The sequence below is a fragment of the Pseudomonas oryzihabitans genome (assembly GCF_006384975.1).
Lineage (GTDB): Bacteria > Pseudomonadota > Gammaproteobacteria > Pseudomonadales > Pseudomonadaceae > Chryseomonas > Chryseomonas psychrotolerans_B.
Genome location: NZ_CP021645.1, coordinates 488,332 through 514,747 on the forward strand (window position 1 = coordinate 488,332; position 26,416 = coordinate 514,747).

Annotated in this window: 24 protein-coding genes; 12 read left to right on the forward strand and 12 right to left on the reverse strand. The window is 65.4% G+C overall.

Annotated elements, in window-relative coordinates; genetic code table 11:
- The first annotated feature begins 3 nt into the window (after positions 1 to 3).
- From CCZ28_RS02185 to CCZ28_RS02205, 5 genes are all read left to right on the forward strand, one after another.
- A complete protein-coding gene (locus CCZ28_RS02185; protein ID WP_140215528.1) occupies positions 4 to 789 on the forward strand; it encodes an enoyl-CoA hydratase in 786 nt (261 codons plus the stop codon).
- 244 nt (positions 790 to 1,033) lie between these two features.
- Positions 1,034 to 1,936, forward strand: a complete 903-nt coding sequence (locus tag CCZ28_RS02190; protein WP_140215530.1) for a LysR substrate-binding domain-containing protein — start codon at positions 1,034 to 1,036, stop codon at positions 1,934 to 1,936.
- Between the two features lie 179 nt (positions 1,937 to 2,115).
- Positions 2,116 to 3,426, forward strand: a complete 1,311-nt coding sequence (locus CCZ28_RS02195) for an MFS transporter (protein WP_140215531.1) — start codon at positions 2,116 to 2,118, stop codon at positions 3,424 to 3,426.
- The gene (locus tag CCZ28_RS02200; RefSeq protein ID WP_140215533.1) at positions 3,423 to 4,676 is read left to right on the forward strand and encodes a metal-dependent hydrolase family protein; all 1,254 of its coding nucleotides are present in this window, start codon (positions 3,423 to 3,425) and stop codon (positions 4,674 to 4,676) included. Before CCZ28_RS02195 ends, CCZ28_RS02200 begins: the two co-directional genes overlap by 4 nt.
- Before the next feature lie 59 nt (positions 4,677 to 4,735).
- The gene (locus tag CCZ28_RS02205) at positions 4,736 to 5,128 is read left to right on the forward strand and encodes an ester cyclase (RefSeq protein ID WP_140215535.1); all 393 of its coding nucleotides are present in this window, start codon (positions 4,736 to 4,738) and stop codon (positions 5,126 to 5,128) included.
- An 88-nt stretch (positions 5,129 to 5,216) separates the two neighbouring features.
- On the opposite strand, the gene lpdA is transcribed toward CCZ28_RS02205, so the two are convergent.
- From lpdA to CCZ28_RS02225, 4 genes are read right to left on the reverse strand one after another with little or no spacing between them, the layout of a single operon-like run.
- Complete coding sequence (lpdA, locus tag CCZ28_RS02210) at positions 5,217 to 6,599, reverse strand: dihydrolipoyl dehydrogenase (protein ID WP_140215537.1); 1,383 nt, start codon at positions 6,597 to 6,599, stop codon at positions 5,217 to 5,219.
- Between the two features lie 2 nt (positions 6,600 to 6,601).
- Positions 6,602 to 7,894, reverse strand: coding sequence for a dihydrolipoamide acetyltransferase family protein (locus tag CCZ28_RS02215; RefSeq protein ID WP_140215539.1), 1,293 nt, complete (start codon positions 7,892 to 7,894; stop codon positions 6,602 to 6,604).
- Between the two features lies 1 nt (position 7,895).
- Entirely contained in the window at positions 7,896 to 8,954 is a 1,059-nt protein-coding gene (locus CCZ28_RS02220) for an alpha-ketoacid dehydrogenase subunit beta (protein WP_140215541.1), read from the reverse strand.
- Positions 8,955 to 8,958: 4 nt separating this feature from the next.
- Complete coding sequence (locus CCZ28_RS02225) at positions 8,959 to 10,191, reverse strand: thiamine pyrophosphate-dependent enzyme (RefSeq protein WP_140215543.1); 1,233 nt, start codon at positions 10,189 to 10,191, stop codon at positions 8,959 to 8,961.
- 223 nt (positions 10,192 to 10,414) lie between these two features.
- Between CCZ28_RS02225 and CCZ28_RS02230 the strand changes: the two genes are divergently transcribed.
- Positions 10,415 to 10,876: an Lrp/AsnC family transcriptional regulator gene (locus tag CCZ28_RS02230; protein ID WP_058762821.1), complete on the forward strand. Its 462-nt coding sequence runs from the start codon at positions 10,415 to 10,417 to the stop codon at positions 10,874 to 10,876.
- A 175-nt stretch (positions 10,877 to 11,051) separates the two neighbouring features.
- On the opposite strand, the gene CCZ28_RS02235 is transcribed toward CCZ28_RS02230, so the two are convergent.
- Together CCZ28_RS02235 and CCZ28_RS02240 are read right to left on the reverse strand one after the other, a co-directional pair.
- The gene (locus tag CCZ28_RS02235; protein ID WP_140215545.1) at positions 11,052 to 11,261 is read right to left on the reverse strand and encodes a hypothetical protein; all 210 of its coding nucleotides are present in this window, start codon (positions 11,259 to 11,261) and stop codon (positions 11,052 to 11,054) included.
- 65 nt (positions 11,262 to 11,326) lie between these two features.
- Positions 11,327 to 11,734 carry a response regulator gene (locus CCZ28_RS02240; RefSeq protein ID WP_058762823.1) on the reverse strand — a complete coding sequence of 136 codons (408 nt, stop codon included), beginning with the start codon at positions 11,732 to 11,734 and terminating at the stop codon, positions 11,327 to 11,329.
- A 395-nt stretch (positions 11,735 to 12,129) separates the two neighbouring features.
- On the opposite strand from CCZ28_RS02240, the gene CCZ28_RS02245 reads away from it, so the two are divergent.
- A complete protein-coding gene (locus tag CCZ28_RS02245; RefSeq protein WP_140215547.1) occupies positions 12,130 to 13,902 on the forward strand; it encodes a glycoside hydrolase family 5 protein in 1,773 nt (590 codons plus the stop codon).
- 58 nt (positions 13,903 to 13,960) lie between these two features.
- Here the strand turns inward: CCZ28_RS02245 and CCZ28_RS02250 are convergent, their stop codons facing one another.
- The 6 genes from CCZ28_RS02250 to CCZ28_RS02275 all read right to left on the reverse strand — a co-directional run bounded on the left by CCZ28_RS02250 (position 13,961) and on the right by CCZ28_RS02275 (position 20,982).
- Complete coding sequence (locus CCZ28_RS02250; RefSeq protein ID WP_140215549.1) at positions 13,961 to 14,512, reverse strand: ATP-dependent Clp protease proteolytic subunit; 552 nt, start codon at positions 14,510 to 14,512, stop codon at positions 13,961 to 13,963.
- Positions 14,513 to 14,645: 133 nt separating this feature from the next.
- Entirely contained in the window at positions 14,646 to 15,446 is an 801-nt protein-coding gene (locus tag CCZ28_RS02255; RefSeq protein WP_140215551.1) for a universal stress protein, read from the reverse strand.
- Positions 15,447 to 15,790: 344 nt separating this feature from the next.
- Positions 15,791 to 16,843, reverse strand: coding sequence for an enoyl-CoA hydratase/isomerase family protein (locus CCZ28_RS02260; RefSeq protein ID WP_140215553.1), 1,053 nt, complete (start codon positions 16,841 to 16,843; stop codon positions 15,791 to 15,793).
- Complete coding sequence (gene mmsB / locus CCZ28_RS02265; RefSeq protein ID WP_140215555.1) at positions 16,840 to 17,736, reverse strand: 3-hydroxyisobutyrate dehydrogenase; 897 nt, start codon at positions 17,734 to 17,736, stop codon at positions 16,840 to 16,842. Before mmsB ends, CCZ28_RS02260 begins: the two co-directional genes overlap by 4 nt.
- A gap of 13 nt (positions 17,737 to 17,749) precedes the next feature.
- A complete protein-coding gene (locus CCZ28_RS02270; protein WP_140215557.1) occupies positions 17,750 to 19,258 on the reverse strand; it encodes a CoA-acylating methylmalonate-semialdehyde dehydrogenase in 1,509 nt (502 codons plus the stop codon).
- The gene (locus CCZ28_RS02275; RefSeq protein WP_140215559.1) at positions 19,255 to 20,982 is read right to left on the reverse strand and encodes an AMP-binding protein; all 1,728 of its coding nucleotides are present in this window, start codon (positions 20,980 to 20,982) and stop codon (positions 19,255 to 19,257) included. Before CCZ28_RS02275 ends, CCZ28_RS02270 begins: the two co-directional genes overlap by 4 nt.
- A gap of 210 nt (positions 20,983 to 21,192) precedes the next feature.
- On the opposite strand from CCZ28_RS02275, the gene CCZ28_RS02280 reads away from it, so the two are divergent.
- The 5 genes from CCZ28_RS02280 (at position 21,193) to clpX (ending at position 26,300) form a co-directional block, all read left to right on the forward strand.
- Positions 21,193 to 22,149: a LysR family transcriptional regulator gene (locus CCZ28_RS02280; protein WP_140215561.1), complete on the forward strand. Its 957-nt coding sequence runs from the start codon at positions 21,193 to 21,195 to the stop codon at positions 22,147 to 22,149.
- Between the two features lie 98 nt (positions 22,150 to 22,247).
- Positions 22,248 to 22,694 carry a hypothetical protein gene (locus CCZ28_RS02285; RefSeq protein ID WP_193756155.1) on the forward strand — a complete coding sequence of 149 codons (447 nt, stop codon included), beginning with the start codon at positions 22,248 to 22,250 and terminating at the stop codon, positions 22,692 to 22,694.
- A 174-nt stretch (positions 22,695 to 22,868) separates the two neighbouring features.
- A complete protein-coding gene (gene tig / locus CCZ28_RS02290) occupies positions 22,869 to 24,179 on the forward strand; it encodes a trigger factor (protein ID WP_140215563.1) in 1,311 nt (436 codons plus the stop codon).
- Positions 24,180 to 24,268: 89 nt separating this feature from the next.
- A complete protein-coding gene (clpP, locus tag CCZ28_RS02295) occupies positions 24,269 to 24,910 on the forward strand; it encodes an ATP-dependent Clp endopeptidase proteolytic subunit ClpP (RefSeq protein WP_140215565.1) in 642 nt (213 codons plus the stop codon).
- Between the two features lie 109 nt (positions 24,911 to 25,019).
- Positions 25,020 to 26,300 carry an ATP-dependent Clp protease ATP-binding subunit ClpX gene (gene clpX / locus CCZ28_RS02300; RefSeq protein WP_058762833.1) on the forward strand — a complete coding sequence of 427 codons (1,281 nt, stop codon included), beginning with the start codon at positions 25,020 to 25,022 and terminating at the stop codon, positions 26,298 to 26,300.
- Positions 26,301 to 26,416 lie beyond the last annotated feature (116 nt).

Here is a 26,416-nt window from a genome sequence, read left to right on the forward strand (position 1 = left end):
ACCATGAGCGAAGCCGCTGCCGAATCGACCCTGCTGCTGGACATCCAGGATCGCGTCGCCCTCGTCACCCTCAACCGGCCCAAGGCGCTCAATGCCCTCAACGCCCAGCTGCTAAGCGACCTGGATAACCTACTGGCGCGCCTGGACGCCGATCCCGCGGTGGGTTGCATGGTGCTCACCGGGTCGGCCAAGGCCTTCGCCGCCGGCGCCGACATCAAGGAGATGGCCGGGCAGGGCTATCCGCAGATCTACCTGGACGACTACTTCCGCGTCGCCGACCGCCTCGCCGAGCGGCGCAAGCCGTTGATCGCCGCGGTGGCGGGCTACGCCCTGGGCGGCGGCTGCGAATTGGCGCTGCTGTGCGATTTCATCTACGCCGCGGACACGGCGCGCTTCGGCCTGCCGGAGATCACCCTCGGCGTCATCCCCGGCATCGGCGGTACCCAGCGCCTGACCCGCGCCCTGGGCAAGGCCAAGGCCATGGAGCTGTGCCTCACCGGTCGGCAGCTGGACGCCGCCGAGGCCGAGCGCGCCGGCCTGGTCGCCCAGGTGTTTCCCGCGGCCGAGCTGCTGGAGCGTACCCTGGAGACCGCTCGCGGCATCGCCAGCCGTTCCCTGCCGGCGACCCTGCTGCTCAAGGAAAGCGTCAACCGCGCCTTCGAGACCAGCCTGGCCGAGGGTATCCGCTTCGAGCGCCGGGTGTTCCACTCGCTGTTCGCCAGCGCTGACCAGAAGGAGGGCATGGCCGCCTTCGTCGAGAAGCGTCCGGCCAAGTTCGAGCACCGCTGAGGCCGCAATCCGCTTGCCAGAGACGCTAGTGTGGTGTTTCAGAAGTTACCTGCACAATTTTAGCGGCGCTTTTTTGGCCGCAGCGGCGGACCGTCTAGGCGTTGTTGCCACTCCTCGCCATAGCCCTGCTATGACTCGTCGCGGCGCCTAGCCCAGGTCAAAAAATCACTCGCTAATTCTTGCGCGAACTTCTGAAACACCACACTAGACTGGCCCTTCCAGCCCAGCGCCTCGAAGACCACGGATGCGTATCGATCCCTTACCACCTCTAACCAACCTGATCGCCTTCGAGGCGACGGTGCGGCTCGGCAGCTTCACCCGCGCCGCGCTGGAGCTCAATCTCACGCAAAGCGCCATCAGCCGCCAGGTGGCGCAGTTGGAGGCCTTTCTCGGCCGCGCGCTGTTCCGCCGGGAACACAAGCGTCTGCACCTGACGGTGTCCGGGCAGCGCTACGCCGAGCGGGTCCAGCAGTTGCTGGCGGGGCTCGCGGAAACCACCGCCGAGGTCATGGACCACAGCGGCGAGCAGCAACTGGTGCTGGCTTGCTCGTCGGGGGTCGCGGCGCTCTGGCTGGGGCCGCTGATCGGCGAGTTCATCAAGGCCTTCCCCTCCATCGACGTGCGCCTGCGGGTGCTCGATAACCTCGATACCCTGCTCAAGCCGGAATTCGATCTGGCGCTCTACTTCCTGCGTGAACTGCCGCCGCCGGGGCTGGCCGGACGCCAGCTGTTTCCCGAGTGGGTCGGTGCCTACTGCGCGCCGGACTACCTGGGGGGCCGCCAACTGCCTCCTGCGGCATTGCTCGACCAGCGCCTGCTGATGATCGAGGACGGGCAGCGCCGTTGGCTGTCCTGGGAGGAATGGTTTTCCCGCCTCGGCCACCCCGCAACTCGGATTCGCCAGCGGTTGACGGTGAGCCAGTATCCCATCCTGGTCGACCTGGCCGTGGCCGGCCATGGCGTGGTGCTGGGCTGGCGACCCATGATCGACGGTCATCTGCGCGCGGGCACCCTGGTGCCGGCCTGCGCGGACTATGTGCAGGGGCAGGGCGGCTACTACCTGCTGTGGCCCGGCGATCGTCTGCCAGGCCTGGCGGCACGTCGCTTCGAAGCCTGGCTGAACGAAAGCCTGGCGGCGCCGCGCTAGCGCCTTTTGCATGCGCCAGGCGCATGCAAACCCCTGCAATCAGCGTTTTCACCGCTCGTGGTGGCCTCTTAAGCTCGGCAGCAGAGGGCAGAGATCCTCGTCCTGTTTCCCCATTGAAACTGCCGTCGCCGTAGTAGGAGGCCTGGGCTTCCTGCGCCAGCAGCATTCAGGAGCCAACAATGCAGAGCAGCACGACTTTCCCGGGGCAACCGTCCCTCGTCCAGCGCCGCCAGGCCAACAAGGCGGTCGTCGCCACCGTGATCGGCAACGGTCTGGAGTGGTTCGATTTCACCGTCTACAGCTTCTTTTCCGTCATCATCGCCAAGGTGTTCTTTCCGAGCGCCAGCGAACTCACCTCCTATCTCTTGGCGCTGGCCACCTTCGGCGTTGGTTTCTTCATGCGTCCGGTAGGGGGCATCCTGCTCGGTATCTACTCCGACCGCCGGGGTCGCAAGGCCGCGCTGTCGCTGACCATCCTGCTGATGGCCGCCGGCACCCTGATCATCGCCGTGACCCCTGGCTACGCCCAGTGGGGCCTGTTCGCACCGGCGCTGATCGTCTTCGCCCGCTTGCTGCAGGGGTTTTCCGCCGGCGGTGAAATGGGCAGTGCCACCGCCTTTCTCACCGAGCACGCGCCCGCCGGGCAAAAGGCCTACTACTCGAGCTGGATCCAGGCCAGCATCGGGGTGGCGGTGGCCCTGGGCGCGGGCTTCGGCGCGTTGCTCTCGGCACTGCTGACCCCGGAGCAATTGGAGAGCTGGGGCTGGCGCCTGCCGTTCCTGTTCGGCTCCCTGATCGGCCCCATCGGTTTCTACATCCGTAGCCGCATCGACGAGACCCCGGCCTATGCCACCGTCGAGCGCGCCCAGTCGCCGCTGCGCGAGGTCCTGCGTATCTATCCGCGCCAGACGGCGATCAGCTTTTCCATGATCGTGCTGTGGACGGTGTGCACCTACGCCGTGCTGTTCTACCTGCCGTCCTATTCCACCCGGGTGCTGGGCCTGCCCAGTGGCCTGGGCTTCAGCGCCGGCGTGCTCGGTGGCCTGGTGCTGCTGGTCGCCACGCCGCTGGTGGGCCGTCTGGCGGATCGCTACGGCAAGCGCCGCTGGCTGCTGGGTTCAGCCCTCGCCATCTTCTGCGTCGCCTGGCCGCTGTTCTGGATGCTCAATCGCTGGCCGGGCCTGGCGTCACTGCTGGTATTCCAGCTGGTGTTGGGGCTGTTGATCTCCGGCTATCTCGGCGGGCTGCTGGCGGCCTTCGGCGAATTGTTGCCGACGCGGGTGCTCTCCACCGGACTATCGGTGGCCTACAACTTCGCGGTGACCCTGTTCGGCGGCTTCGCCACCTTCACCGTGACCTGGCTGATCGCCGCCACCGGCAGCCATCTGGCGCCGGCCTTCTACATCATGTTCGCCGCGGCCATCAGTGCCGGGGGCGCCGCGCTGTTCCGCGACGCATCCAGCGGCCATCAATCGGAAGCCTCCGCATGACTAACAGTACCTCCCTGCTGCTGCGCAACGGCAAGCTGCTCGACCTCGAAAACGGCACCCTGATCACCGGTAAAGAAGTCCTGGTGGAAGGGGATCGCATCACCGCCGTGCGCGACCAGAGCGCCCTCTCGCCGGAAGGCGTGACCGTCATCGATCTGGGCGGTCGCACCCTGATGCCGGGGCTGATCGACTGCCATGTGCATGTGCTGGCCTCCAGCGCCAACCTGGGCTTCAACGCCCTGCAGCCCAATGCCATCATCATGTATCGCGCACTGCCCATCCTCGAAGGCATGCTTGCCCGCGGCTTCACCACCGTACGGGATGCCGGCGGGGCGGATTGGGCGCTGGCGCGCTCCATCGCCCTCGGGCTGGTGCCGGGACCGCGCATCTTCGCCTCCGGCAAGGCGTTGTCGCAGACTGGCGGCCATGGCGACATGCGCGCCCGCGGCGAATTGCTGCTTAACGAGCCCTGCAGTTGCTGCTTCCGCGCTGGTGCCATCGCCCGGGTGGTGGATGGCGTGGACAACGTGCGCAAGGCCGTGCGCGAAGAGCTGCAGCAGGGTGCCACCCAGATCAAGATCATGGCTTCCGGCGGGGTGTCCTCGCCGACCGATCCCATCGCCAATACCCAGTACAGCGAGGCCGAGATCCGCGCCATCGTCGAGGAAGCCGAGGCGGCCAATACCTATGTGATGGCCCATGCCTATACCGCCCGGGCCATCCGCCGCGCGGTGGAATGCGGGGTGCGCACCATCGAGCACGGTAACCTGGTGGACCGGGAAACGGCGCAACTGATGCACGAACGGGGGGCCTTCGCGGTGCCGACCCAGGTGACCTACGAGATGCTCGCCGAGCACGGTGCCCGCTATGGCCTGCCGGCGGACTCCGTGGCCAAGATCGAGGACGTCCGCCTGGCCGGTCGCCGCGCCCTCGAATACTTTGCCGAGGCGGGCGTCCCCATGGGCTATGGCTCCGATCTGCTGGGCGAGATGCACGAGTACCAGACCCAGGAACTGCGCATCCGCGCCGAGGTGCTGGGTAATCTGGAGGCCCTGCGCAGCGCCACCAGCGTGGCGGCGCGCATCCTGCAACGCGAGGGCGAACTGGGCTGCATCGCGAGCGGCGCCCTGGCGGATCTGCTGGTGGTGGATGGCGATCCGCTGGCCGACATCGGCTGCCTGGTAGGGCAGGGCGAGCGACTGGACGTCATCCTCCAGGGCGGACGGCTGGTGAAGAATCGCCTGGGTTGAGGGAGCCTTGGCGGCTGGACGAGGTCACCTTAGCAGTCACTGCCAACGGAGACCTCGCCATGCCTCTTACCCCTGCCGAACTCGGCAGCCATTACCGGGCCTATCTCGATTGTCTCAACCGCCATGCCTGGGCGGAGCTGGCGCTTTATGTCGACGAGGCGGTCGAGCATAACGGTCGTCCCCTCGGCCTGGCTGGCTACCGGGCCATGCTCGAAGGCGATCACGCCGCCATCCCTGATCTGCAGTTCAGCGCGCGGCTGCTGGTAGTGGAGCCGCCTTGGCTGGCGGCGCAGCTGGATTTCGACTGCACCCCGCACGGGGAGCTGTTCGGTTTGCCGGTGAACGGCCGTCGGGTGCGCTTCAGTGAGCATGTGTTCTATCGCTTTGCCGAGGGACGCATCCGCGAGGTGCGGTCAGTGATAGATAGGGCCGCGATAGCCGCGCAGCTGTAACGGGGCATCAGTCACCTGGCCAACGAAAAACCACTGGCTGAGTGGCGCCTGGCTCGGGCCTCGTCGAGGCCAAGCCAGGCAGGCGCCGTCACAGATGCAGCGCTCGGCCCAAGGCTTTCAGCGCCGCCTCCTGCACCGCCTCACCCAGGGTGGGGTGTGGATGCAGGGTGGCCGCCACGTCTTCCAGCTGCATGCCCATCTCCAGACTATGGACAAAGGCCGTGGCCAATTCCGCCACCTGCTGCCCGGTGGCCTGCCAACCGAGGATGCGATGGTCATCGGCGCGGGCCACCACCCGCACGAAGCCTTCCGGCGCTTCCAGGGTCAGGGCACGGCCGTTGGCGGCGAAGGGAAAACTGGCGACCTTGATCTCCAGCCCCTGGGCCTTGGCCTGCTCGGGTGTGAGGCCGACCACCACGATTTCCGGATCGGTGTAGCAAACCGCCGGAATGGCCACCGGAGCGAAGTGCCGCCGCTTGCCGGCGATCAGCTCTGCCACCACCTCGCCCTGGGCCATGGCGCGATGGGCCAGCAGGGGTTCGCCGGTGAGGTCGCCAATGGCCCAGACGTCGGTCATGCTGGTACGGCAGCCATCGTCGACGCGGATGTAGCGGCCGTCATAGTCCAGCGGCAGCCGTTCCAGGCCCTCGGTACGAGGGCGGCGCCCGGCAGCCACCAGGATGCGTTGGGCGGGCAGCACCTGCTCCTGGCCATCGCCCATGGTCATCCGCAGTCCGGCGCCATCCTCCGTCAAGCCGGCGACCCGGCAATTCAGGTGCAATTCGATGCCCAGTCGTTCCAGGTGCTGGCGCAGTGGCGCGGTGAGTTCGGCGTCGTAGCCTGGCAGCAGCCGCGACTGGGCCTCGACCACGGCGACCTTGGAACCCAGCTTGCGATAAGCGATGCCCAACTCCAGGCCGATATAGCCGGCGCCCACCACCACCAGATGCTCTGGGATCTCCGTGGGCGATAGTGCTTCGGTGGCCGAGATCACAGTGCCGCCGAAGGGCAGGTTGGGCAGTTCCACCGAGGTGGAGCCCATGGCCAGCAGCAGGTGCTCGGTGCGGATACGCAGCCGCTCGCCTCCCGTACGCTGCACCTCGACGGTCTTGCCGTCGAGGATCTCGGCCCAGCCCTCGATCACCGTCACTCCCTGCTTCTTCAGCAGGCCGGCGACACCGGTGGTGAGGCGATTGACGATACCGTTCTTCCAGGCCACGGCCTGGCCGAGGTCCAGCTCCGGGCGGCCGTGGCGGATGCCCAGGCTGCCCTGGTCGGCACGCCCGCAGGCGCGATGGTATTCCTCGGCGACATGGATCATGGCCTTGGAAGGAATGCAGCCCACGTTGAGGCAGGTACCGCCCAGGGCGGCACCCTCCACCAGGGTGGTGGTGATGCCCAGCTGGGCGGCGCGCAGGGCGGCGACGTAACCGCCGGGGCCGCCGCCGATGATGAGGAGTCGGGTGTCCATGGCTACTCCAGGAAGAGGGTGGCGGGTTGTTCGAGCAGCTGGCGCACGGCCTGGATGAAACTGGCGGCGTCCTGCCCATCGATCAGCCGGTGGTCGAAGGAGGCGGAGAGATTCATCAGCTTGCGCGGCACCACTAGCCCATTACGGAAGGCCGGGCGCTCGACGATGCGGTTGACGCCGATGATGGCCACCTCGGGATGGTTGATGATGGGCGTGGAAGCGATGCCGCCCAGCGGACCGAGGCTGCTGATGGTCAGGGTGGAACCGCCCAGTTCATCACGACTGGCCTTGCCGCCGCGCACCGCGGTGGCAAGGCGCGCCACCTCCTGGGCACAGCCCCAGAGATCCAGCGCCTCGGCGTGGCGGACCACCGGCACCGCCAGGCCCTGGTCGCCCTGGGTGGCGATGCCCAGGTGCACCGCGCCATAGCGCGTCACCGTGCTGCTTTCCTCGTCGAAGCGCGCATTCATCTGCGGGAAATCCCGCACCGCTACCACCAAAGCCCGCGCCAGGAAGGGCAGCAGGGTGAGATGGGCACGACGCCCCTGCCAGCGCTGGTTGAGGCTGGCTCTCAAGGCTTCCAGTTCGGTGACATCCAGCTCTTCCACATAGGTGAAGTGGGGTATATGGCGCTTGGCCGTCTGCATCTTCTCGGCGATCTTGCGCCTCAAGCCGATCAGCGGAATGCGTTCCTCGCCAGTGCGTTTGGCCAGCCCATTGCCGCCGGTGGCCGGCGGCAGGCCGGCGTCGCGCTGCTGCACATAGGCGTCCAGATCGCCATGCAGGATACGGCCGCCCTGGCCGCTGCCGGTGACGAATCGCAACTCGATACCCAGGTCCCAGGCGTGCTGGCGCACCGCCGGGGAGGCCAGCGGCGGGCTGCCGGGGGCCGGGCGGGAAGCCGGTCGGTCGTCGTCGCGCTGGGCTGCGGGCGCGGGGTGCGACGGGACGGCGGACGGTATCGGCTCAGGCTTGGGCGCTTCCGCCTTGGGTGCCGGTGCGGGAGTTGACTCCGCGGGTGCAGGGCGACTGGCCTCACGCTGGTTGCCGTCGCCGGCCACTTCCAGGCGGATCAACTCGGCGCCGACCGCCAGCACCTGGCCGGGCTCGCCGCCGAGGGCGAGCACCCGGCCCACCACCGGCGAGGGAATCTCCACCATGGCCTTGTCGGTCATGACATCGGCGAGGGTCTGGTCTTCGCTGACCTCGTCGCCCACCGCCACGTACCACTTGACCAGTTCCACCTCGGCGATGCCTTCACCGATGTCCGGCATCTTGATGACATGGGTACCCATCTCAGACCTCCATCGCGCGCTTGAGCGCGGCGCCGACCCGCGCCGGACCGGGGAAGTAGTCCCACTCCTGGGCATGGGGATAGGGCGTGTCCCAACCGGTAACCCGTTCTATGGGTGCCTCCAGGCGATGGAAACAGTGCTCCTGCATCAGGGACACCAGCTCGGCGCCATAGCCACAGGTGCGGGTGGCTTCGTGGACCACCACGCAGCGGCCGGTCTTGTTCACCGAGTCGGTGAGGGTCTGCAGGTCCAGCGGCCAGAGACTGCGGATGTCGATCACCTCGGCGTCGATGCCGGTCTCGGCGGCCGCTGCCAGGGCCACCCAGACAGTGGTGCCATAGGTCAGCACCGTGACCTGCTTGCCCGGGCGCACCACGGCGGCGCGCTCCAGCTCGACCCGGTAGTAGCCGTCCGGTACGGCGCTGGCGGGATGCCCCGACCAGGGCGTCACCGGGCGGTCGTGGTGGCCGTCGAAGGGGCCGTTGTAGAGGCGCTTGGGTTCGAGAAAGATCACCGGGTCGTCGCTTTCGATGGCGGCGATCAGCAGGCCCTTGGCGTCGTAGGGGTTGGACGGCATCACGGTGCGCAGGCCGCAGACCTGGGTGAACATGGCCTCGGGGCTCTGGCTGTGGGTCTGGCCGCCGTAGATGCCGCCGCCGCAGGGCATGCGGAACACCAGCGGTGCGGTGAATTGGCCCACCGAGCGATAGCGCAGGCGTGCCGCTTCGGAGACGATCTGGTCGATGGCCGGATAGACGTAGTCGGCGAACTGGATCTCCGCCACCGGCCGCAATCCATAGGCGCCCATGCCCACCGCGGCGCCGGCGATGCCGTTTTCCGAGATGGGCGCATCGAACACCCGCGCGGCGCCATACTTGGCCTGCAGGCCCTCGGTGCAGCGAAAGACGCCGCCGAAGTAGCCGACGTCTTCGCCGAACACCACCACGTTGCTGTCGCGTTCGAGCATCACGTCCAGCCCCGAGCGGATGGCCTGGATCATGGTCAGGGTGCTGCGGCTGCCGGCCTGGGTCGGCAGGTCGGTTTCCTGTTGTACGGTCATGGCATCACTTCCCGAGCTGTTGGCGTTGGCGACGCAGGTGCGGCGGCAGGACCTGGTAGACCTCCTCGAACATGTCGGCGGCGCTGGGTGCGAGCTCGCTGGCGAAGGTGCCATGGGCCTCGGCAGCCTTCTGGGCAGCGGCTACCTCGGCTTCCAGCTCGGCGGTCAGCGCCTGGTGCTGTTCGTCCGACCAGAGACCCCGGCCGATCAGGTGCGCCTTGAGCCGGTCGATGGGGTCGCCCAGGGGGAAGTGCGTCCAGTCGTCGGCGGGACGGTACTTGGACGGATCGTCCGAGGTGGAGTGGGGGCCGGCGCGATAGGTCACCCACTCGATCAGGGTCGGTCCCAGATTGCGCCGGGCGCGTTCGGCGGCCCAGCGCGACGCGGCCAGTACGGCGAGGAAGTCGTTGCCATCCACCCGCAGCGCGGCGATGCCATAGCCGAGGCCGCGGGTGGCCAGGGTGATGCCTTCACCCCCGGCGATGGCCTGGAAGGTGGAGATGGCCCACTGGTTGTTGACGATATTGAGGATCACCGGCGCCCGGTAGACGTGGGCGAAGGTGAGGGCGGCGTGGAAGTCGCCTTCGGCGGTGGCGCCGTCACCGATCCAGCCAGCGGCGATGCGCGTATCGCCCTTGATCGCCGAAGCCATGGCCCAGCCCACCGCCTGGATGTACTGGGTGCCCAGGTTGCCGGAGATGGAGAAGAAGCCGAGGTCGCGGTAGGAATACATCACCGGCAGCTGGCGGCCCTTGAGCGGATCGCGGGCGTTGGACAGCAGCTGGCAGATCATTTCCTCCAGCGGCGCCTCGCGGGCGATGAGGATGCCCTGCTGGCGATAGGTGGGGAAATGCATGTCGTCCGGGCGCAGGGCCAGGGTCTGGCCGACGGCGATGGCTTCCTCGCCCAGGCACTGCATATAGAAGGAGAGTTTCTTCTGTCGCTGCGCCTTGAGCATCCGCGCATCGAACAGCCGCGTCTTGAGCATGGCGCGCAGTCCACGCAGCAGCAGCTCGGGCGCTTCTTCCGTGGCCCAGGGGCCGACAGCCTTGCCGTCGTCGTCGAGGATGCGGATCAACTGGGTAGCCAGCTCGCGGGTATCCACTGGCGCCACGTCCACCGGCGGCTTCTCGGCGCGGCCGGCTGGGCAGAGTTGCAGGTAGCTGAAGTCGGTGGGGCGTCCTGGACGGCCACTGGGCTCGGGGACGTGCAACTGCAGGGGAGGGTAGTCGCTCATGACCGCACCTCCGGAAAATTGGGGGTACGGACGGGTCGCGGGACGGGTTGGCCGTCCGAGTGCGATGCAGGGTGCCACATGGTGGAGGCCTCGGCATTCTTGTTATGGGTGACTTGAGTATAGGCCGGCATCGCTAGCCGTTTTGCCGCAATTTCGGGGTGGGCAAGGCTAGCCTTTGGTGTTATTGAACCTCCTACAAGAACAACATTAGAGGTTTTGCACCATGGCTGGTCTGGACCGTATCGACCTGCGCATCCTCAACGCCCTGTCTGCCGACGGCCGCCTCAGCTGGCGCGATCTGGCCCAGAAGATCGGGCTGTCGTTGACCCCCACGCTGCGGCGGGTCAAGCGGCTGGAAGACGAGAAATACATCCAGGGCTATCACGCCCAACTCGACGAGACGCGCCTGGCCGGCAGCGTCAGTGTCTTCGTCTCGGTGCGATTGGAGAAGCAGTCCACCGACTACCTGCAGGCCTTCGAGCGTGAGATCGTCAAGGCGCCCCAGGTGATGAGCTGTTTCCAGATGACCGGGGATGCGGACTACGTATTGCGGGTGGTGGTACAGGATCTGACGGCTTATCAGCATTTCCTGGCGGAAACCCTGACCTGCATTCCGGGGGTGGCCAGCGTGACCTCGGCATTTTCGCTGAAGGCCGTACTGCTCAGGCCGGCACCGCCGCTGTAGCAAAGTAAGCTGCTAGTGTGGTGTTTCAGAAATTACCTGCACAATTTTGGCGGCGCTTTTTCGGCCTGGGCGTTGTTGCCACTCCTCGCCATAGCCCTGCTATGACTCGTCGCGGCGCCTAGCCCAGGTCAAAAAATCACTCGCCAATTCTTGCGCGAACTTCTGAAACACCACACTAGCGCTTCAGCAACTGGCGGATCTGAGCCACCTGGCTCTCGCAATAGCCGGCATCGCGCAGGCGGCCGCTGTCCAACATGAGGGTGAGGCGCGGCCCGCCTGAGCGGTCGCCGAATTGAATGGGCAAGGCGCCATCAGGCGTCAGGGGGCCGAATAAATAGCTGACGTTCTGTAGGCGGGATTCGAGTTGATGGGTAAGGGCAAGCATGAGGATAGACGCGGCGAATAAGGTGGCAATGTGACATCAGTCACATTACCCGAGTTCCTCGCCCGTCAGGCGCTTGGCGTCACCGAATAGGCCACGCCGTTGACGGTATCGATCAACTGACCAATCGACCAGGGCTTGGGCAGGAAACGGACCTTGCACTTGATGCTCGCCGTCGAGGGGGTCTCGTAGCCAGACATGACGATAATGGGCATATCCGGCCAGCGTTGACACACCGTATTCGCCAGTTGAGCGCCATCCATGGACCCCGGCATACGGATGTCCGTCAGCAGGATGTCGATATTGGCCTCTTCCTTTTCCAACAGCGGCAAGGCGGTGTCGGCGGAGTCAGCGGCGATGATGTTGAAGCCTTCCGGTTCGAGGATCTCGCGGACGAAATCCGCGACCAGTGGCTCGTCGTCCACCACCAGGAGGGTGGGTCGGAAGACAGGGGTTTCCGGCTGTTCTGCGCGCATGACTGGACCTTATATACAAGACGTTGCTGTGCCTTGGAAAACGGTGGCAACAGAAAATTCCCCGCGCCAGAGGATGCTGATCACTGGCGTCAGATTTTCGTCTCAAGGCATTAATTCTTTTGCCATCCGTAGCTTTCCACCCCTGCGACTCCATGTCACGCACATTTGGTTACGTTTCCCGCAACGCCTCTAGCCTGGTGCTTTGGGAGCCGCCTGCACGTGAGGCGTTGGGAATTAAGCCTGACTAATAAGACAGCTGGCATATGACTTGTATTGCAAAGGTCACTGCAGGACGCAGCGCGTTTTTTGTCACGTCCTCGTGGCCTTACCTAAACCCAGGCTTTGCTCGTACACAAAGGATATCGACGCCACGCCTCCCAAAGCAGTACCTGTCCATGACTCCGAACCGTCTCTCCCTCGCCGCCCTCCGTCGTCCGCTCGCTGCAGTCGCCGCCGTTCTCGCCCTGTCCGCAGGGGCCGCCCAGGCCGAACCCGTCAGTCTGGTGGGTCTGAATCTCTCCGGCGCGGGCTTCGCACCCCAGGTGCTGCCCGGCATCAACGGCACCAACTACATCTTCCCGGTGGAAGCCTACTTCCAGCAGTGGAGCGCCCGGGGCGTCAAGCTGATCCGTTTCCCCATCATCTGGGAGCGCCTGCAACCCACGCTCGGCGGCCCGCTGGACAGCGCCTACGTGGCCCTGGTGAACCAGACCTTCGGCTACGCGCAGAAGCATGGCATCAAGATCATCCTCGACCTGCACAACTATGCGCGCTATCGCGGCCAGGTGATCGGCACCAGCGGCGTCCCCTATGCCCGCTATCAGGAGATCATGACCCACATCGCGCGGCAGTGGAGCGGTCAGTCGTCGCTGTACGCCTACGACATCATGAACGAGCCCCACGATGCCATGGCCTATTGGCCCACCGCGGCCCAGTACGGCATCAATGGCGTTCGCGCGGTGGACAGCGTTCGTCCGGTCATCGTCGAAGGCAACGGCTGGTCGAGCGCGACCCGCTGGGCCGAATTCAACGACTCCCTGCTGAACCTCAAGGATCCGGCGAACAACATCATCTTCTCGGCGCATTCCTACTTCGACGAGAACGCCGGCGGCAGCTACGACAAGACCGACGTCAACAAGCTCGACGCCAACTACGGCGTGACCCGGGTCAAGCCCTTCGTCGACTGGCTGAAGAAGAACGGCAAGCGCGGCTACATCGGCGAATTCGGCGTGCCGGACAACAATCCGCGCTGGAACCTGCTGATGGACAACATGCTGGCCTATCTCAAGCAGAACTGCATTCCGGCGTCCTACTGGGCGGCGGGTCCGGGCTGGGGCAGCTACTTCATGTCGGTGGAGCCGATCAATGGCCAGGAGCGTCCGCAGTGGCCGACCCTGCGCAAGTACCTGGATGACAGCAGCTGCACCGCCATCGGCCCGATCGCCAGCGGCAGCACCACGCCGTCGACCGGTAACAGTGGCACCGGCAGCAGTGGCTCCACCGGTGGTAATGCCGGGGCCGTGGGCAACACCGGCAGCAGCAACGGTGGCAGCTCCAGCAATACCGGCAGCAGCGGCAGCAATGCCGGGGTAGAGGTACCGGCCACCGGCGGCGCGACTGCCGGGACCGTGACCTCGGTGCTCAACGACTTCACCAACTCGGACTGGCTCAAGGGCGTCTACCGCAACAAGGCCGCCGTGTCGGTACCCGGAACCGCCGTGAATCGCGCCGCCTTCAAGGCCGGTGCCTACCTGACTACCGCGGACGGCCAGGTACGACGGATTTCCTACGTGCAGGCAGGCAACAGTCTCGGCGTCTTCACCGAGGGGGCAGCCTTGAACGGTAACGCCATGGGCTATCCCAAGACCGTCACCGTATCGCCCACCGGGGTGAGCAGCGCCGCCAGCGTGAGCAGTGCCATCAACGACTTCACCAATGCCGATTGGAATCGGGGTGTCTACCGCCGTGCGGCGGCCATCTCGATCCCCGCCACCGATGCCAATCGTTCGGCCTTCAAGCTGGGCGGCTCGGTCCGCCTCGCCAACGGCCAGGTCGCCAAGATCAGCTACGTGCAGGACGGTGCGAAAAACCTGGGGGTATTCCTCGACGCCAGCCGCCTGGATGCCAGCGTCGGCTACCCCAACACCCTGGTGTCCTTCAGCCGCTGATCGCGGCTGGTGCTGGAACGGGACGACCCGGTGGCTCATGGCCACCGGGTTTTTTCGTTTAGAGGTGGATGAAGCTGACAGTCTCGCCCGGCTGCACCAGGCACTCGTCCATGGCGTGGATCACCCCGGTCGTCAGGGCCGCTTCCGGGCTCAGCAGGCGGGCGTTGGCCTTCAGGCAGCTATGGATGTCCAGCGCCTCGGCGGCGCCAGCGGTGCGCTCGGCGACGATGCGGGCATAGAGATCCAGGTCATAGTCCAGGCACATGGCGTATTCCGCCATACGGGCATGGTCGACCGAGTTGTTCAGGTTCCAGTAGAAGGAATGATAGAGGAACTTGCTGTGGCGACTCGCCGTACGGTGCTGGCCGGCCAGGAAGAGAATGTTGCCCATGGATTCGACGGTGCCCAGGTTGTGGGTGTGCACCGGCAGCGGCAGGGACAGCAGGAAGTTGTACATGGTGAAGCCATAGCTGCAATCGCCACCCATGGTGGCGATCTTGAGCAGGATGCGCGAGGCGTCCTGCTGGACCGCCTGGGAACACTGGGCGATCAGCTGGCCGCAGCTGTTGGAATTGATGGGAGCGGTGAAATGGATGACATGGGTGCTCATGGGGCCTACCGACGCGCCGGGGAGCCCGGCGGAGGACCAGGCTCTATATATGCTGCTTCGGCGTCTTTCGGATCGGCTTGAGCGCCATCGACGAATCGCCGACGAAGCGTGTCTGGTAGGGATGGGCTGCGGGCTAGCGCAACAATAGCAGCGGCACTTCGGTCTTGTGCAGCAACTGGGTGGTCCGACTGCCGCGCAGGAAGCGCCAGACCGAGGAGTGGCTGTAGGCGCCCATGATCAGCAGGTCGGCTCGGCGTTCGTCGAGATGGCGGGGGACGATGCGCTCCACGTCGCCATGGGCGACCGTGGTATCCACCCGGCAACCGGCGCTGCGCAACAGCAGGGCCAGGTCTTCCAGGCGCTTGCGCTGGGTGGGATCGTCCTCGCCGACGCGCAGCAGCGTACCGCTCATGCCCGCCAGCAGCGGACTGCGGGCCAGGGCCAGCACGCCTTGGTGGGTGGCTTCCCGGCCATCATAGGCGATGGTGAATTGCCGCGGCTGCTTGAAGGGGCCGGAGCACACCAGGATCGGCCGGTGCACGGCGCGCACCACGTCTTCCAGCTGGCTGCCGATGCCGCTATCGCCGGAGCGCTCGCCGCGCTTGCCGATCACCAGCAGCCGGGTGTCCGCTTCCAGCGTCTTCAGGGTATCGACCAGGCCCTCCGGCCGCCGCAGGATCTGCGGGGGCAGGGGCAGGCCCTGTTGCAGCAGCCGCTGGCGGGCGTTGAGCAGCAACGCCTTGGCCATCCCGGCGCCTTCGTCGTCCTCGACGAAGACTGGAGCGCCGTTGGCGACCTTTTTTCCGCTAGCTGCCGACTCCTGCACATGCAGCAAGGTGACCGGTGCGTCCAGCCGCCGGGATAGCCAGGCGGTGTGATCGCAGACGCTCTCGGCGTGGGGGGAACCATCGATGCAGGCGAGCAGGGAAGCCATAGCGGTAGTCCTTGGCGAGGCGGGGCTTCGGATGACCCCAGGCCTGAGCGTAGCACCCGTGTGGCGCCGACCCGATGACGTGGAGATGTCATCTTTGGCTTTTGCTGGGCAGGTCACGGCAAGCATCCCGGACGCCCTCACATTTCTTCGCGATCCAGTTTCCAGGTGACCGGCAGGCGTGGCTTTCAAGGACTCCTTCGTCGAGCTGGGGGTGCGGATATCGCGGTAGGAGCGCGTCATCGGAGCTTCCGCCGGATAGCCGTAGCCAGCACGGAGGCTGGCTAGACTTGGAGTTCAGCCGTTGGCCGATTTTGGTGGCCGACGACTCGCCTGGGCGGCTTCGCTCAGGCATGGCGAAAATCGGTGAAAAAGGCCGCGACGCGACGCGGGTCCAGCTCCTGCCAGCGGGCTGGGTTCCAGTGCGGCGTGCGGTCCTTGTCCACCAGCATGGCGCGTACCCCTTCGACGATCTCGCCCTTCTCGAACCAGCGGCGATCCAGATGCATTTCCAGGGCGAAGCACTGTTCCAACGACAGGCCGCTACCCTGGCGCAGCAGTTCCAGTGCCGTGGCCACGGCCAAGGGCGAGCGGGCATCCAGGGTGGCCAGGGTTGTCAGCGCCCAGTCGCGATAGGCGGGACGATCCTCCTGCTCGAGACCGGCACGCAGCTCGGCTACCGTGGCGGCAGCGAAGTGCTGGTCGATGGCCGGGCGCAGCTCGGTCAGTTGGGCGGCCTCGCCTGGTGCCGTGGCGAATTCCTGGAGCAGGGCGGCCAGGTCGGTCGGACCCTGGGCGGTGGCCTCTTCCAAACGTCGCTCCAGCGCCTCGTTCAGGTCTTCGGCAATGAAGGCATCGGCGAGGCCGGCAGCCAGGGCATCGGCCGGGCCGATCTGCACCCCGGTCAGCCCCAGGTAGAACCCCAGGTGATCGGGTAGGCGCGGCAGGAAGTGACTGGCGCCGACATCGGGGAAGTAGCCGATGGCGGTCTCCGGCATGGCCATGCGCGTACGCTCGCTGACGATCCGCAACCGCGCCCCCTGCACCAGGCCCATGCCGCCGCCCAGCACCAGGCCGTGGGCCAGCGCCAGCACCGGCTTGGGATAGCGGTGCAAGGCGAGGTCCAGGGCGTATTCCTCGGCGAAGAAGGTCTGGTGCAGGTCGTCGCCGCGCTGGTAACTCTCGTACAGCGCGCGGACGTCACCGCCGGCGCAGAAGGCCTTGGGGCCGTTGCCGCGCAGCACCACCACCCGCACGCTGGGGTCTTGCTCCCAGTCGCGCAGGGCGCCGTGCAGGCTGCGCACCATCTCCAGGTCCAGGGCATTGAGCCCGGCCGGGCGATTGAGGGTCAGGTAGCCGACCCCACCGCGTCTTTCCAGCAATACCTTGGCGTCGCTCATGCACCGTCCTCGTCCAGGTAGTCCTGGATGATGGCCGAGAAATCCAATCCGCCGCCACCGGTCTGGCTGAACCTCTGGTAGAGCTGCTGCGCCACGGCGCCGAGGATCACCGGCTGGCGCACGGCGCGGGCAGCCTCGGTGGCCAGGCCCAGGTCCTTGAGCATCAGGTCGGCGGCAAAACCGCCTTGATAGCCGCGCGAGGCGGGGGCCTGGGGCAGGACGTCCGGGTAGGGATTATTCACCTCCGAGCTCCAGCAACGGCCGCTGCTGGTATTTATCACCCCGGCCAGGGTCTTGGCATCCATGCCCAGGCGGGTGCCCAGGGCCATGGCCTCGGCCACCCCGATCATGGAGATGCCGAGCAGCAGGTTGTTGGCCACCTTGGCCACCTGGCCGTTGCCGCTGGCACCGCAGTGCACCAGGTTGCGACCCATGGCGGCCAGCAGTGGTTGGGCGCGCTGGAAGCCGGCCGCACTGCCACCGACCATGAAGGTGAGGGTGCCGGCCGCGGCGCCACCGGTGCCACCCGAGACCGGTGCATCCAGCAGCTCCAGTCCGCGCTCGGCGGCGGCCGTGGCCACCGCGCGGGCGCTGAGCGGATCTATGGTGGAGGAGTCGATCAGCAGCGTGCCCGGCCGGGCGTGGGCGATCAGGCCGTCCTCGCCCAGATAGACCGTCTTCACATGAGCGGCCGCGGGCAGCATGGTGATGATCACATCGGCACCCCCGTCCGCCACCGCGGCAGGGGAGGCGGCTACCTCGGCACCCTCGGCCTGCAGGGCCGCGAGGGCGGCGGCGGAGACGTCATAGACGGTCAGCCGATGGCTGGCCTTGAGCAGGTTGCGGGCCATGGGCGCGCCCATGTTGCCCAGTCCCAGAAATCCCAGATGCATACTGGCGTCCCTCTTATTTGAGCGTAATGGTGGTGTTCACGGCGCCGCTGACATCCTGCTCGTCGGGCCAGCGCGTAGTGATGGTCTTGGTCTGGGTATAGAACAGCACCGCCTGCTTGCCGTAGGGGCCGAGGTCGCCGAGCTTGGAGGCGCGCGAACCGCTGAAGGAGAACAGCGGCACCGGCACCGGGATGGGCACGTTGATGCCCACCTGGCCGACGTCGATGTCCTCCTGGAAACGCCGCGCCGCCGCGCCGGAACGGGTGAAGAGGGCGACGCCGTTGCCATTGGGATTGGCGTTGATCAGGGCGATGGCCTCGTCCAGGGTCGCTGCCTGCATCACGCAGAGCACCGGGCCGAACAGCTCTTCGCGGTACAGGGTCATCTCCGGGGTCACGCCGGAGAACAGGGTGGGACCGACGAAATTGCCTTTTTCGTAGCGGTCGACCTGGACGTTGCGCCCATCCAGCTCCAGCGTCGCCCCTTCGCTCACGCCGCGCTCGATCAGCCCACTGACCCGGTCCAGCGCCTGGCAGGAGATCAGCGGGCCGACGTCGGTACCGGTCTCGTGGCCCGCGCCCACCTTGAGGCTGCGGGCCTTGGCCACCAGGTCCGGCACCCAGCTGTTGGCTTCACCTACCAGCACCACCACCGAGACCGCCATGCAGCGTTGGCCGGCCGCGCCGAAGGCGGCGCCCACCAGGTTGGCGAGGGTCTGTTCGCGCGGCGCATCGGGCATGACCACCGCATGGTTCTTGGCGCCCATCATGCACTGCACGCGCTTGCCGGCCTCGCTGGCGCGGCGATAGACATGGGTGCCGACGCGAGTGGAACCGACGAAGGACAGCGCCTTGATGTCCGGGTGATCGCATAGGGCATCCACTACCGCCGGGCCGCCGTGCACCACATTGAGCACCCCGGGCGGCACCCCGGCTTCCAGCGCGAGTTCGGCCAGACGCATGGTCACCAAAGGATCCTGCTCCGAGGGCTTGAGCACGAAGGTATTGCCGCAGGCGATGGCCATGGGAAACATCCACAGCGGGATCATCGCCGGGAAGTTGAACGGCGTGATGCCGGCGCAGACGCCCAGAGGTTGCAGCAGGGTATAGGTATCCACCCCGTTGGCGACATTGTTCGCCAGCTCGCCCAGTTGCAGATTGCCGATGCCCGCCGCGTGCTCCACCACCTCCAGGCCACGGAAGACATCGCCTTCGGCGTCCGCCAGGGTCTTGCCCTGCTCGGCCGTCAGTAGGGCGGCCAGCTCCGTCATGTGTTCGCGAATCAGTTGCTGATAGCGCAGAAAGATCCGCGCCCGCGCGCCGATGGGCGTCTTGCGCCAGCTGGCGAAGGCCGTCTTGGCACTGGCGACGGCGCGCTGCACCTCTTCAGCGGTGGCGAAGGGCACCCGCGCCAATACCTCCTGGGTGGCCGGATTGATCACCTCGCGGCTCTCGCTGTTGGTGGAGGTGACGAATTGGCCGTCGATCAGCAGCGGCACGTTACGGATAGCGATCTGGGTCATGACAGGGATTCCTGGGCAGTGGGAGCGGAAGCGGGGTGGTCGGCGAAGTCTTCTTCGGCATAGTCGTGGGCGTCGGGTGTCTCCTGGCCGCGGCGCTGCACCTCGCCCAGGCGCAACTCGATGCGGCGGATCTTGCCGGACAGCGTCTTGGGCAGTTCGCTGACGAACTGCAGGCGGCGTACCCGCTTGTAGGGCGACAGGCAACCGCGGGCGAAGTCGAGCAGCTCCTTGGCAAGGGGCGCCGAGGGCGGGTGACCCGCGGCGAGGATGACGAAAGCCTTGGGTACATTGAGGCGCAAGGGATCGGGGCTGGGCACCACGGCCACTTCCATCACGGCGGGATGCTCGATCAGCGCGCTTTCCAGTTCGAAGGGGCTGATGCGGTAGTCCGATGATTTGAAGACGTCATCGGCGCGCCCGACGAAGGTGATGTAGCCGTCGGCGTCGCGCACCGCGGTATCGCCGGTGCGGTAATGGCCGTCGCGCATCACCTCGGCAGTCTTCTCCGGGCTGTCTTCGTAGCCCAACATCAGGCCAGCCGGTCTTGGCTGCAGCGCCAAGGCCACCTCGCCGTCATCGCCCGGCTGGCCGTCGGCGTCCAGCAACGCCACGTGGCAGCCCGGTAGGGGCCGGCCCATGGAGCCCGGCTTGAGTGGCTGGCCCGGCGTATTGCCCACCAGCGCCGTGGTTTCCGATTGGCCGAAGCCGTCGCGCAAGGCCAGGCCCCAGGCGGCTTGCAGGCTGTCGATGATTTCCGGATTGAGCGGCTCGCCGGCCCCGACCAGCTCGCGCAGCTGCAGCCGCTCGCGATAGGCCGCCAGATCCTCCTGGATCAGCATGCGCCACACTGTGGGCGGCGCGCAGAGGCTGGTCACCGGATAGCGCGCCAGCACTTCCAGCAGCGCCTGGGCCTTGAACCGCGGGACGTCATGAATGAAGACGCAGGCACCGGCGTTCCAGGGCGCGAACACGCAACTCCAGGCATGCTTGGCCCAGCCCGGGGAAGAAATGTTCAGATGCACGTCGCCCGGTTGCAGGCCGATCCAGTAAAGCGTGGAGAGATGTCCGACCGGATAGCTGCTGTGGCTGTGCAGCACCAGCTTTGGCCGCGAGGTGGTCCCCGAGGTGAAATAGAGCAGCAGCGGATCCTCGGCTCGGGTCGGTCCATCGGGGAGGAAGTCGCTGGCGCAGTCGGCCGGTGCATAGGGTTGCCAGCCGGCCACCGGCGCGCCGACGCAAATGCGGGTGAGGGCAGGGTCCAGACTGGCGCAGCGCTCCGTGTGGGCGCTGCCCACCACCAGATGGGCGATGCGGCCACGCTGCACGCGATCCTGCAAATCGGCATCGCTCAGCAGGGTAGTGGCGGGCACCACCACGGCACCCAGCTTGAAGGCCCCCAGCAGCGTCTCCCAGAGCGCCACCTCGTTGCCCAGCATCACCAGGATGCGCTCGCCGCGGCGCACGCCCTGGGCGCGCAGGAAGTTGGCGGTGCGATTGGACGCCAGGCTCAGTTCGGCGAAGCTGTAACGCTCCTCCCGACCCTCGGCATCCAGCCGCCACAGCGCAGGGCCGGGCTGCTCCGCTGCCAGCCGATCGAAATGATCGAGCGCCCAGTTGAAGTACTCCAGCTGCGGCCAGCGAAAATCGCGGACGGCGGTGGCGTAGTCGGTGCGATGGCGCAGCAGGAAGTCGCGCGCTTCGCGAAAGGCTTCACCGGTCGTCATGGCGTCACCCCGGGGCGGCAACGTGCGGACAACGTGGGACGACATCCGGCCTGGCAGCCGGGCAGGGCGTGATCATGGGTCATGAGTGACTGCTCTCTTTATTGTTGTTGGCTAGCAGCTGGCCGCGCCGTCACCACTCGTGACGCGACCTGGTAAGCAGTATAGTTCTGGCAAAAGTCCCTTGGCTTCCGACAAAAACGCCAGACCGATATGCAAAAATCCAATAACCCGGCCGCGCGTCTCGACTGGGATGATCTCAGGTTCTTCCTGGAGGTCGCCCGCACCCAGAAGGCCAGCAGCGCCGCGCGACGGCTGGGCGTCGACTACACCACCGTCTCCCGGCGGATCTCCTCCCTGGAAAAGGCCCTGGGGGCGCTGCTGTTCGAAAAATCGCGCAGCACCGGCTTCAGCCTCACCATGGAAGGCCAACGACTGCTGGTGCATGCCGAAACCCTGGAAAGCACCTTGCAGACCGCCTGCGAGCAGATTTCGGATACCCGCCTGGCGCCTTCCGGTCAGGTGCGCATCGGTGCCACCGAAGGCTTCGGCAGCTACTTCGTGGCGCCCCAGCTGAGCTTTTTCCAGGATCGCTATCCGGGTATCACCCTGGAGGTGCTGCCCGTCCCGCACTTCGTCAACCTGTCGCGCCGCGAAGCCGATATCGCCATCACCCTGGAGCGCCCCGAGCGCGGGCCCTACGTCTGCCGCAAGCTGTGCGACTACCGGCTGCGCCTGTACGCCACCCCCGAGTACCTGGCGACCCATCCAGCCATCGCCGAGCCCGCGGACCTGCGCAACCACAGATTCATTACCTATGTCGACGACCTGGCCTTCAGTCCCGAACTGCTCTACCTCGAACGCATCCTGCCCGAGGCCAGCAGCGCCCTGCGCAGCACCAGCGTGATCGCCCAGTACCAGGCGGCGCTCTGTAGCCACGCCCTGGCCATCCTGCCGTGCTTCCTCGCCGAGCCCGATAGCCGGCTGGTGTCGCTCTTGCCGGAGCAGATCCAGATCACCCGCCAGTTCTGGCTCTATTACCGCGAAGACCTGCGCCGCCTGAGACGCATCACCCTGGTCTCCGACTACTTGCGTGCCTGCGCCGATGCCAATCGCGACTTCCTCCTCGGCGAAACCCGAGTGCCGCGGCTGGGCTGGCTGGAGAGTTGAAGTCCGTCACCGACCGCTGCGGCACCCCCGGACAACGTCGGGGTCTCAAACCTGTCGGTCGTCCGTCGACGGCCTCCAGTGAACAGATGGGAACGGCAATGGAACGATATCAGGCATTGAGTCAGGCGCTGAGCAAGGCGGCCGAGCGGGAAGAGGCCTATTGGCAGGGACTGGAGCGCCGTCTGCATGAATTGCCGGACTGCTTCACCCGCTATCTGGGGTTGACCCCCACGGATCAGGTGGACGCCGGGCTGGGCCTGGAAAGGCGCGTCGATGGCAATATCGTCCGCGAGCTGGAAGTCTATGCCCGCTACGACCTCACGGTGATCGTCGATGACCTGGCAGGCAATCCCCAAACCTTCGCCGTGGGTCTGTCCTTCTTCTATACCAACGATCATTTCGTCCTGAAGGAACGCGAGGGTGAATTCTCCGTCGCTCTCGAGCCCCAGGACGATCCCGACCGCTTCTGGGCCGAGGGTTGCCGGGAAATCTACGACTCCCTCGCCCGTCGCATCCGCAGCAAGACGCTGCCCGCCATCGAATGAGGGAGGCGGGCGATCTGCCAGGAGGGCGGTCGTGACCTGGTTGCCGTTCCGATGGACAGCGTGCGCACCCTCGGATCATGCCAGGTGACTTCGCTTGAGACTCTCTCTAGAATGGTTGCCCTTGATTCTGGGGGGTCGGGTTGCCGGCCCGTTCTTGTGCCACGAGGAATATCCATGCAAGTTTCCGTTGAAAACACCTCTGCTCTCGAGCGTCGCATGACCATTGGCGTGCCGGCCGAGCGTATCGAAACCGAAGTGAACAAGCGTCTGCAGCAGACCGCGCAGCGTGCCAAGGTTCCCGGTTTCCGCCCGGGCAAGGTCCCCATGAGCGTCATCCGTCAGCGCTACGAAGCCTCGGCTCGTCAGGAAGCCTTGGGTGATCTCATTCAGGAAACCTTCTACGAAGCCGTCGTCGAGCAGAAGCTCAACCCGGCCGGCGCACCCGCCGTCGAACCCAAGGTGTTCGAGAAGGGCAAGGATCTGGAATACGTCGCCACCTTCGAAGTCTTCCCCGAGTTCGAAGTCAAGGGCCTGGACGGCATCGAGATCGAGCGCCAGGAGTCCAGCGTCCAGGACGCCGACATCGACAAGATGCTCGACGTACTGCGCAAGCAGGGCACCCGTTACGAAGCCGTCGACCGTGCTGCCGCCAATGACGACCAGGTCACCATCGACTTCGTCGGCACCCGTGATGGCGAAGCCTTCGCTGGCGGTTCCGCCGAAGGCACCAAGCTGGTCCTGGGCTCCGGCCGCATGATCCCCGGTTTCGAAGGCGGCCTGGTTGGCGCCAAGGCCGGTGAAGAGCGCGTGCTCGACCTGACCTTCCCCGAGGACTATCAGAACCTGGACCTGGCCGGCAAAGCCGCGCAGTTCAAGGTCACCGTCAAGGAAGTGGCCGCTCCCGAGCTGCCCGAACTGAACGAAGCCTTCTTCAAGCAGTTCGGTGTGGAAGAGACCACCGTCGAAGGTTTCCGCACCGAAGTGCGCAAGAACATGGAGCGCGAGCTGCGCCAGGCGCTCAAGACCAAGGTCAAGAACCAGGTCATGGACGGTCTGCTGGCCGCCAACCAGATCGACGTTCCGGCTGCCCTGATCAGCAACGAAGTGGACCGTCTGCGTGTCCAGGCCGTTCAGCAATTCGGTGGCAACATCAACCCCGAGCAACTGCCGGCCGAGCTGTTCAGCGAGCAGGCCAAGCGTCGCGTACTGCTGGGTCTGATCATCGCCGAGATGGTCAAGCAGTTCGAGCTCAAGCCCGATGACGCCCGCGTTCGCGAGCTGATCGAGGAAATGGCTGCCGCCTACCAGGAGCCCGAGCAGGTCGTGAAGTGGTACTACCAGAACGAGCAGCAACTCAACGAAGTGCGTTCGGTTGTACTGGAAGAACAAGTCGTGGATACTGTCCTCAAGCAGGCAAAAGTCACCGACAAGCAGGTCTCCTACGAGGACGCGGTCAAGCCGGCCGAGGCTCCGCAAGCAGCCTGATCTGCCTGAAATCGCTAATCCACATAAGCCAGCCTCGCGCTGGCTTATGTGTTTTTGACAGGTCATCCAGAAGGGAGCTAGTGCAGGACATGTCCCGCAATTCTTACATGCAATCCATGCCCGATATTCAAGCCGCTGGCGGTCTGGTACCCATGGTGGTGGAGCAATCCGCCCGGGGCGAGCGCGCCTATGACATCTACTCCCGGCTGCTCAAGGAGCGCGTCATCTTCCTGGTTGGCCAGGTCGAGGACTACATGGCCAACCTGGTCGTCGCCCAGTTGCTGTTCCTGGAAGCCGAGAATCCCGACAAGGACATCCATCTCTATATCAACAGCCCGGGTGGCTCGGTGACCGCTGGCATGTCGATCTACGACACCATGCAGTTCATCAAGCCCGACGTCTCCACCATCTGCATCGGCCAGGCCTGCAGCATGGGTGCGCTGCTGCTCGCCGGTGGCGCCGCCGAGAAGCGCTTCTGCCTGCCGCATTCGCGGATGATGATTCACCAGCCGCTGGGCGGCTTCCAGGGTCAGGCTTCGGACATCGAAATTCACGCCCGTGAAATTTTGACCATCCGTGAGCGTCTGAACAAGGTACTGGCGCACCACACCGACCAGCCCATGGACGTGATCGCTCGCGATACCGACCGTGACAACTTCATGAGTGGCCCCGAAGCCGTTGCCTACGGCCTGATCGACAAGGTCCTCGAGAAGCGCAACATCCCCGCCTGACCCCGCCTCGACCACCTGCCCAGGCGCTGGCGTTTGGGCAGGTAGGCTTGAAAAACCGTGCAATTGGCTCCATCTTGTTGATGTAAGCACATTCCATTGGATCGATCGAATGACAGATACGCGCAATAGCGACGATAACGGCAAGCTGCTTTACTGCTCCTTCTGCGGCAAGAGTCAGCACGAAGTACGTAAATTGATCGCTGGACCCTCCGTCTTCATCTGCGACGAATGCGTCGACCTGTGCAATGACATCATCCGTGAGGAAGTTCAGGAAGCCCAGGCCGAAAGCAATGCGCACAAGCTGCCCGCGCCGAAGGAAATCAGCGCCATCCTCGACCAGTACGTCATTGGTCAGCAGCGTGCCAAGCGTGTCCTCGCGGTTGCCGTCTACAACCACTACAAGCGCTTGAACCAGCGCGAGAAGAAGGATGACGTCGAGCTGGGCAAGAGCAACATCCTGCTCATCGGCCCCACTGGCTCGGGCAAGACCCTGCTCGCGGAAACCCTGGCTCGTTTGCTCAACGTACCCTTCACCATCGCGGATGCCACCACCCTGACCGAAGCCGGTTACGTGGGTGAGGACGTCGAGAACATCATTCAGAAGCTGTTGCAGAAGTGCGACTACGATGTGGAAAAGGCCCAGATGGGCATCGTCTACATCGACGAGATCGACAAAATCTCGCGCAAGTCCGACAACCCCTCCATTACCCGAGACGTTTCGGGTGAGGGTGTGCAGCAGGCGTTGTTGAAACTGATCGAAGGCACCGTGGCTTCGGTACCGCCCCAGGGTGGTCGCAAGCATCCCCAGCAGGAATTCCTGCAGGTCGATACGCGCAACATCCTGTTCATCTGCGGCGGCGCCTTCGCTGGCCTTGAGAAGGTCATCCAGAATCGCTCCACCAAGGGCGGCGGCATCGGCTTCAACGCCGAAGTACGCAGTCAGGAGCTGGGCAAGAAGATCGGTGAATCGCTACGCGATGCCGAGCCCGAAGATCTGGTGAAATTCGGCTTGATCCCCGAGTTCGTTGGCCGTCTGCCGGTCATCGCGACCCTGGACGAGCTGGACGAGCCGGCGCTCATGCAGATCCTCACCGAGCCGAAGAACGCCCTGACCAAGCAGTACGCCAAGCTGTTCGAGATGGAAGACGTCGACCTCGAATTCCGTCCCGATGCGCTCAAGGCCGTTGCTCGCAAGGCCTTGGAACGCAAGACCGGCGCTCGTGGCCTGAGATCCATTCTCGAAGGCATCCTGCTCGAGACGATGTACGAGATTCCTTCGCAGAAGGATGTGAGCAAGGTGGTCATCGACGAGAGCGTCATCGATGGCAGTTCCCAGCCGTTACTCATCTACGAGAACAGCGAGCCCGCGAAGGCGGCACCAGACGCGTGACAAAAGGGGCTTCGGCCCCTTTTTCATTTCCGCAACGGTTGTATTTTGCGGCGGTCAACCTCATGTTAGAGAAAACCGAGGCCTTAACCGCATCTGCGGCCGATTATTTGCCGAGA

What these genes read in the sequence shown, in the direction of transcription:
- CCZ28_RS02185 (WP_140215528.1), top strand. Translation starts at nt 4, where the DNA reads ATGAGCGAAGCCGCTGCCGAATCGACCCTGCTGCTGGACATCCAGGAT.
- CCZ28_RS02190 (WP_140215530.1), top strand. Translation starts at nt 1,034, where the DNA reads ATGCGTATCGATCCCTTACCACCTCTAACCAACCTGATCGCCTTCGAG.
- CCZ28_RS02195 (WP_140215531.1), top strand. Translation starts at nt 2,116, where the DNA reads ATGCAGAGCAGCACGACTTTCCCGGGGCAACCGTCCCTCGTCCAGCGC.
- CCZ28_RS02200 (WP_140215533.1), top strand. Translation starts at nt 3,423, where the DNA reads ATGACTAACAGTACCTCCCTGCTGCTGCGCAACGGCAAGCTGCTCGAC.
- CCZ28_RS02205 (WP_140215535.1), top strand. Translation starts at nt 4,736, where the DNA reads ATGCCTCTTACCCCTGCCGAACTCGGCAGCCATTACCGGGCCTATCTC.
- lpdA (WP_140215537.1), bottom strand. Translation starts at nt 6,599, where the DNA reads ATGGACACCCGACTCCTCATCATCGGCGGCGGCCCCGGCGGTTACGTC.
- CCZ28_RS02215 (WP_140215539.1), bottom strand. Translation starts at nt 7,894, where the DNA reads ATGGGTACCCATGTCATCAAGATGCCGGACATCGGTGAAGGCATCGCC.
- CCZ28_RS02220 (WP_140215541.1), bottom strand. Translation starts at nt 8,954, where the DNA reads ATGACCGTACAACAGGAAACCGACCTGCCGACCCAGGCCGGCAGCCGC.
- CCZ28_RS02225 (WP_140215543.1), bottom strand. Translation starts at nt 10,191, where the DNA reads ATGAGCGACTACCCTCCCCTGCAGTTGCACGTCCCCGAGCCCAGTGGC.
- CCZ28_RS02230 (WP_058762821.1), top strand. Translation starts at nt 10,415, where the DNA reads ATGGCTGGTCTGGACCGTATCGACCTGCGCATCCTCAACGCCCTGTCT.
- CCZ28_RS02235 (WP_140215545.1), bottom strand. Translation starts at nt 11,261, where the DNA reads ATGCTTGCCCTTACCCATCAACTCGAATCCCGCCTACAGAACGTCAGC.
- CCZ28_RS02240 (WP_058762823.1), bottom strand. Translation starts at nt 11,734, where the DNA reads ATGCGCGCAGAACAGCCGGAAACCCCTGTCTTCCGACCCACCCTCCTG.
- CCZ28_RS02245 (WP_140215547.1), top strand. Translation starts at nt 12,130, where the DNA reads ATGACTCCGAACCGTCTCTCCCTCGCCGCCCTCCGTCGTCCGCTCGCT.
- CCZ28_RS02250 (WP_140215549.1), bottom strand. Translation starts at nt 14,512, where the DNA reads ATGAGCACCCATGTCATCCATTTCACCGCTCCCATCAATTCCAACAGC.
- CCZ28_RS02255 (WP_140215551.1), bottom strand. Translation starts at nt 15,446, where the DNA reads ATGGCTTCCCTGCTCGCCTGCATCGATGGTTCCCCCCACGCCGAGAGC.
- CCZ28_RS02260 (WP_140215553.1), bottom strand. Translation starts at nt 16,843, where the DNA reads ATGAGCGACGCCAAGGTATTGCTGGAAAGACGCGGTGGGGTCGGCTAC.
- mmsB (WP_140215555.1), bottom strand. Translation starts at nt 17,736, where the DNA reads ATGCATCTGGGATTTCTGGGACTGGGCAACATGGGCGCGCCCATGGCC.
- CCZ28_RS02270 (WP_140215557.1), bottom strand. Translation starts at nt 19,258, where the DNA reads ATGACCCAGATCGCTATCCGTAACGTGCCGCTGCTGATCGACGGCCAA.
- CCZ28_RS02275 (WP_140215559.1), bottom strand. Translation starts at nt 20,982, where the DNA reads ATGACGACCGGTGAAGCCTTTCGCGAAGCGCGCGACTTCCTGCTGCGC.
- CCZ28_RS02280 (WP_140215561.1), top strand. Translation starts at nt 21,193, where the DNA reads ATGCAAAAATCCAATAACCCGGCCGCGCGTCTCGACTGGGATGATCTC.
- CCZ28_RS02285 (WP_193756155.1), top strand. Translation starts at nt 22,248, where the DNA reads ATGGAACGATATCAGGCATTGAGTCAGGCGCTGAGCAAGGCGGCCGAG.
- tig (WP_140215563.1), top strand. Translation starts at nt 22,869, where the DNA reads ATGCAAGTTTCCGTTGAAAACACCTCTGCTCTCGAGCGTCGCATGACC.
- clpP (WP_140215565.1), top strand. Translation starts at nt 24,269, where the DNA reads ATGTCCCGCAATTCTTACATGCAATCCATGCCCGATATTCAAGCCGCT.
- clpX (WP_058762833.1), top strand. Translation starts at nt 25,020, where the DNA reads ATGACAGATACGCGCAATAGCGACGATAACGGCAAGCTGCTTTACTGC.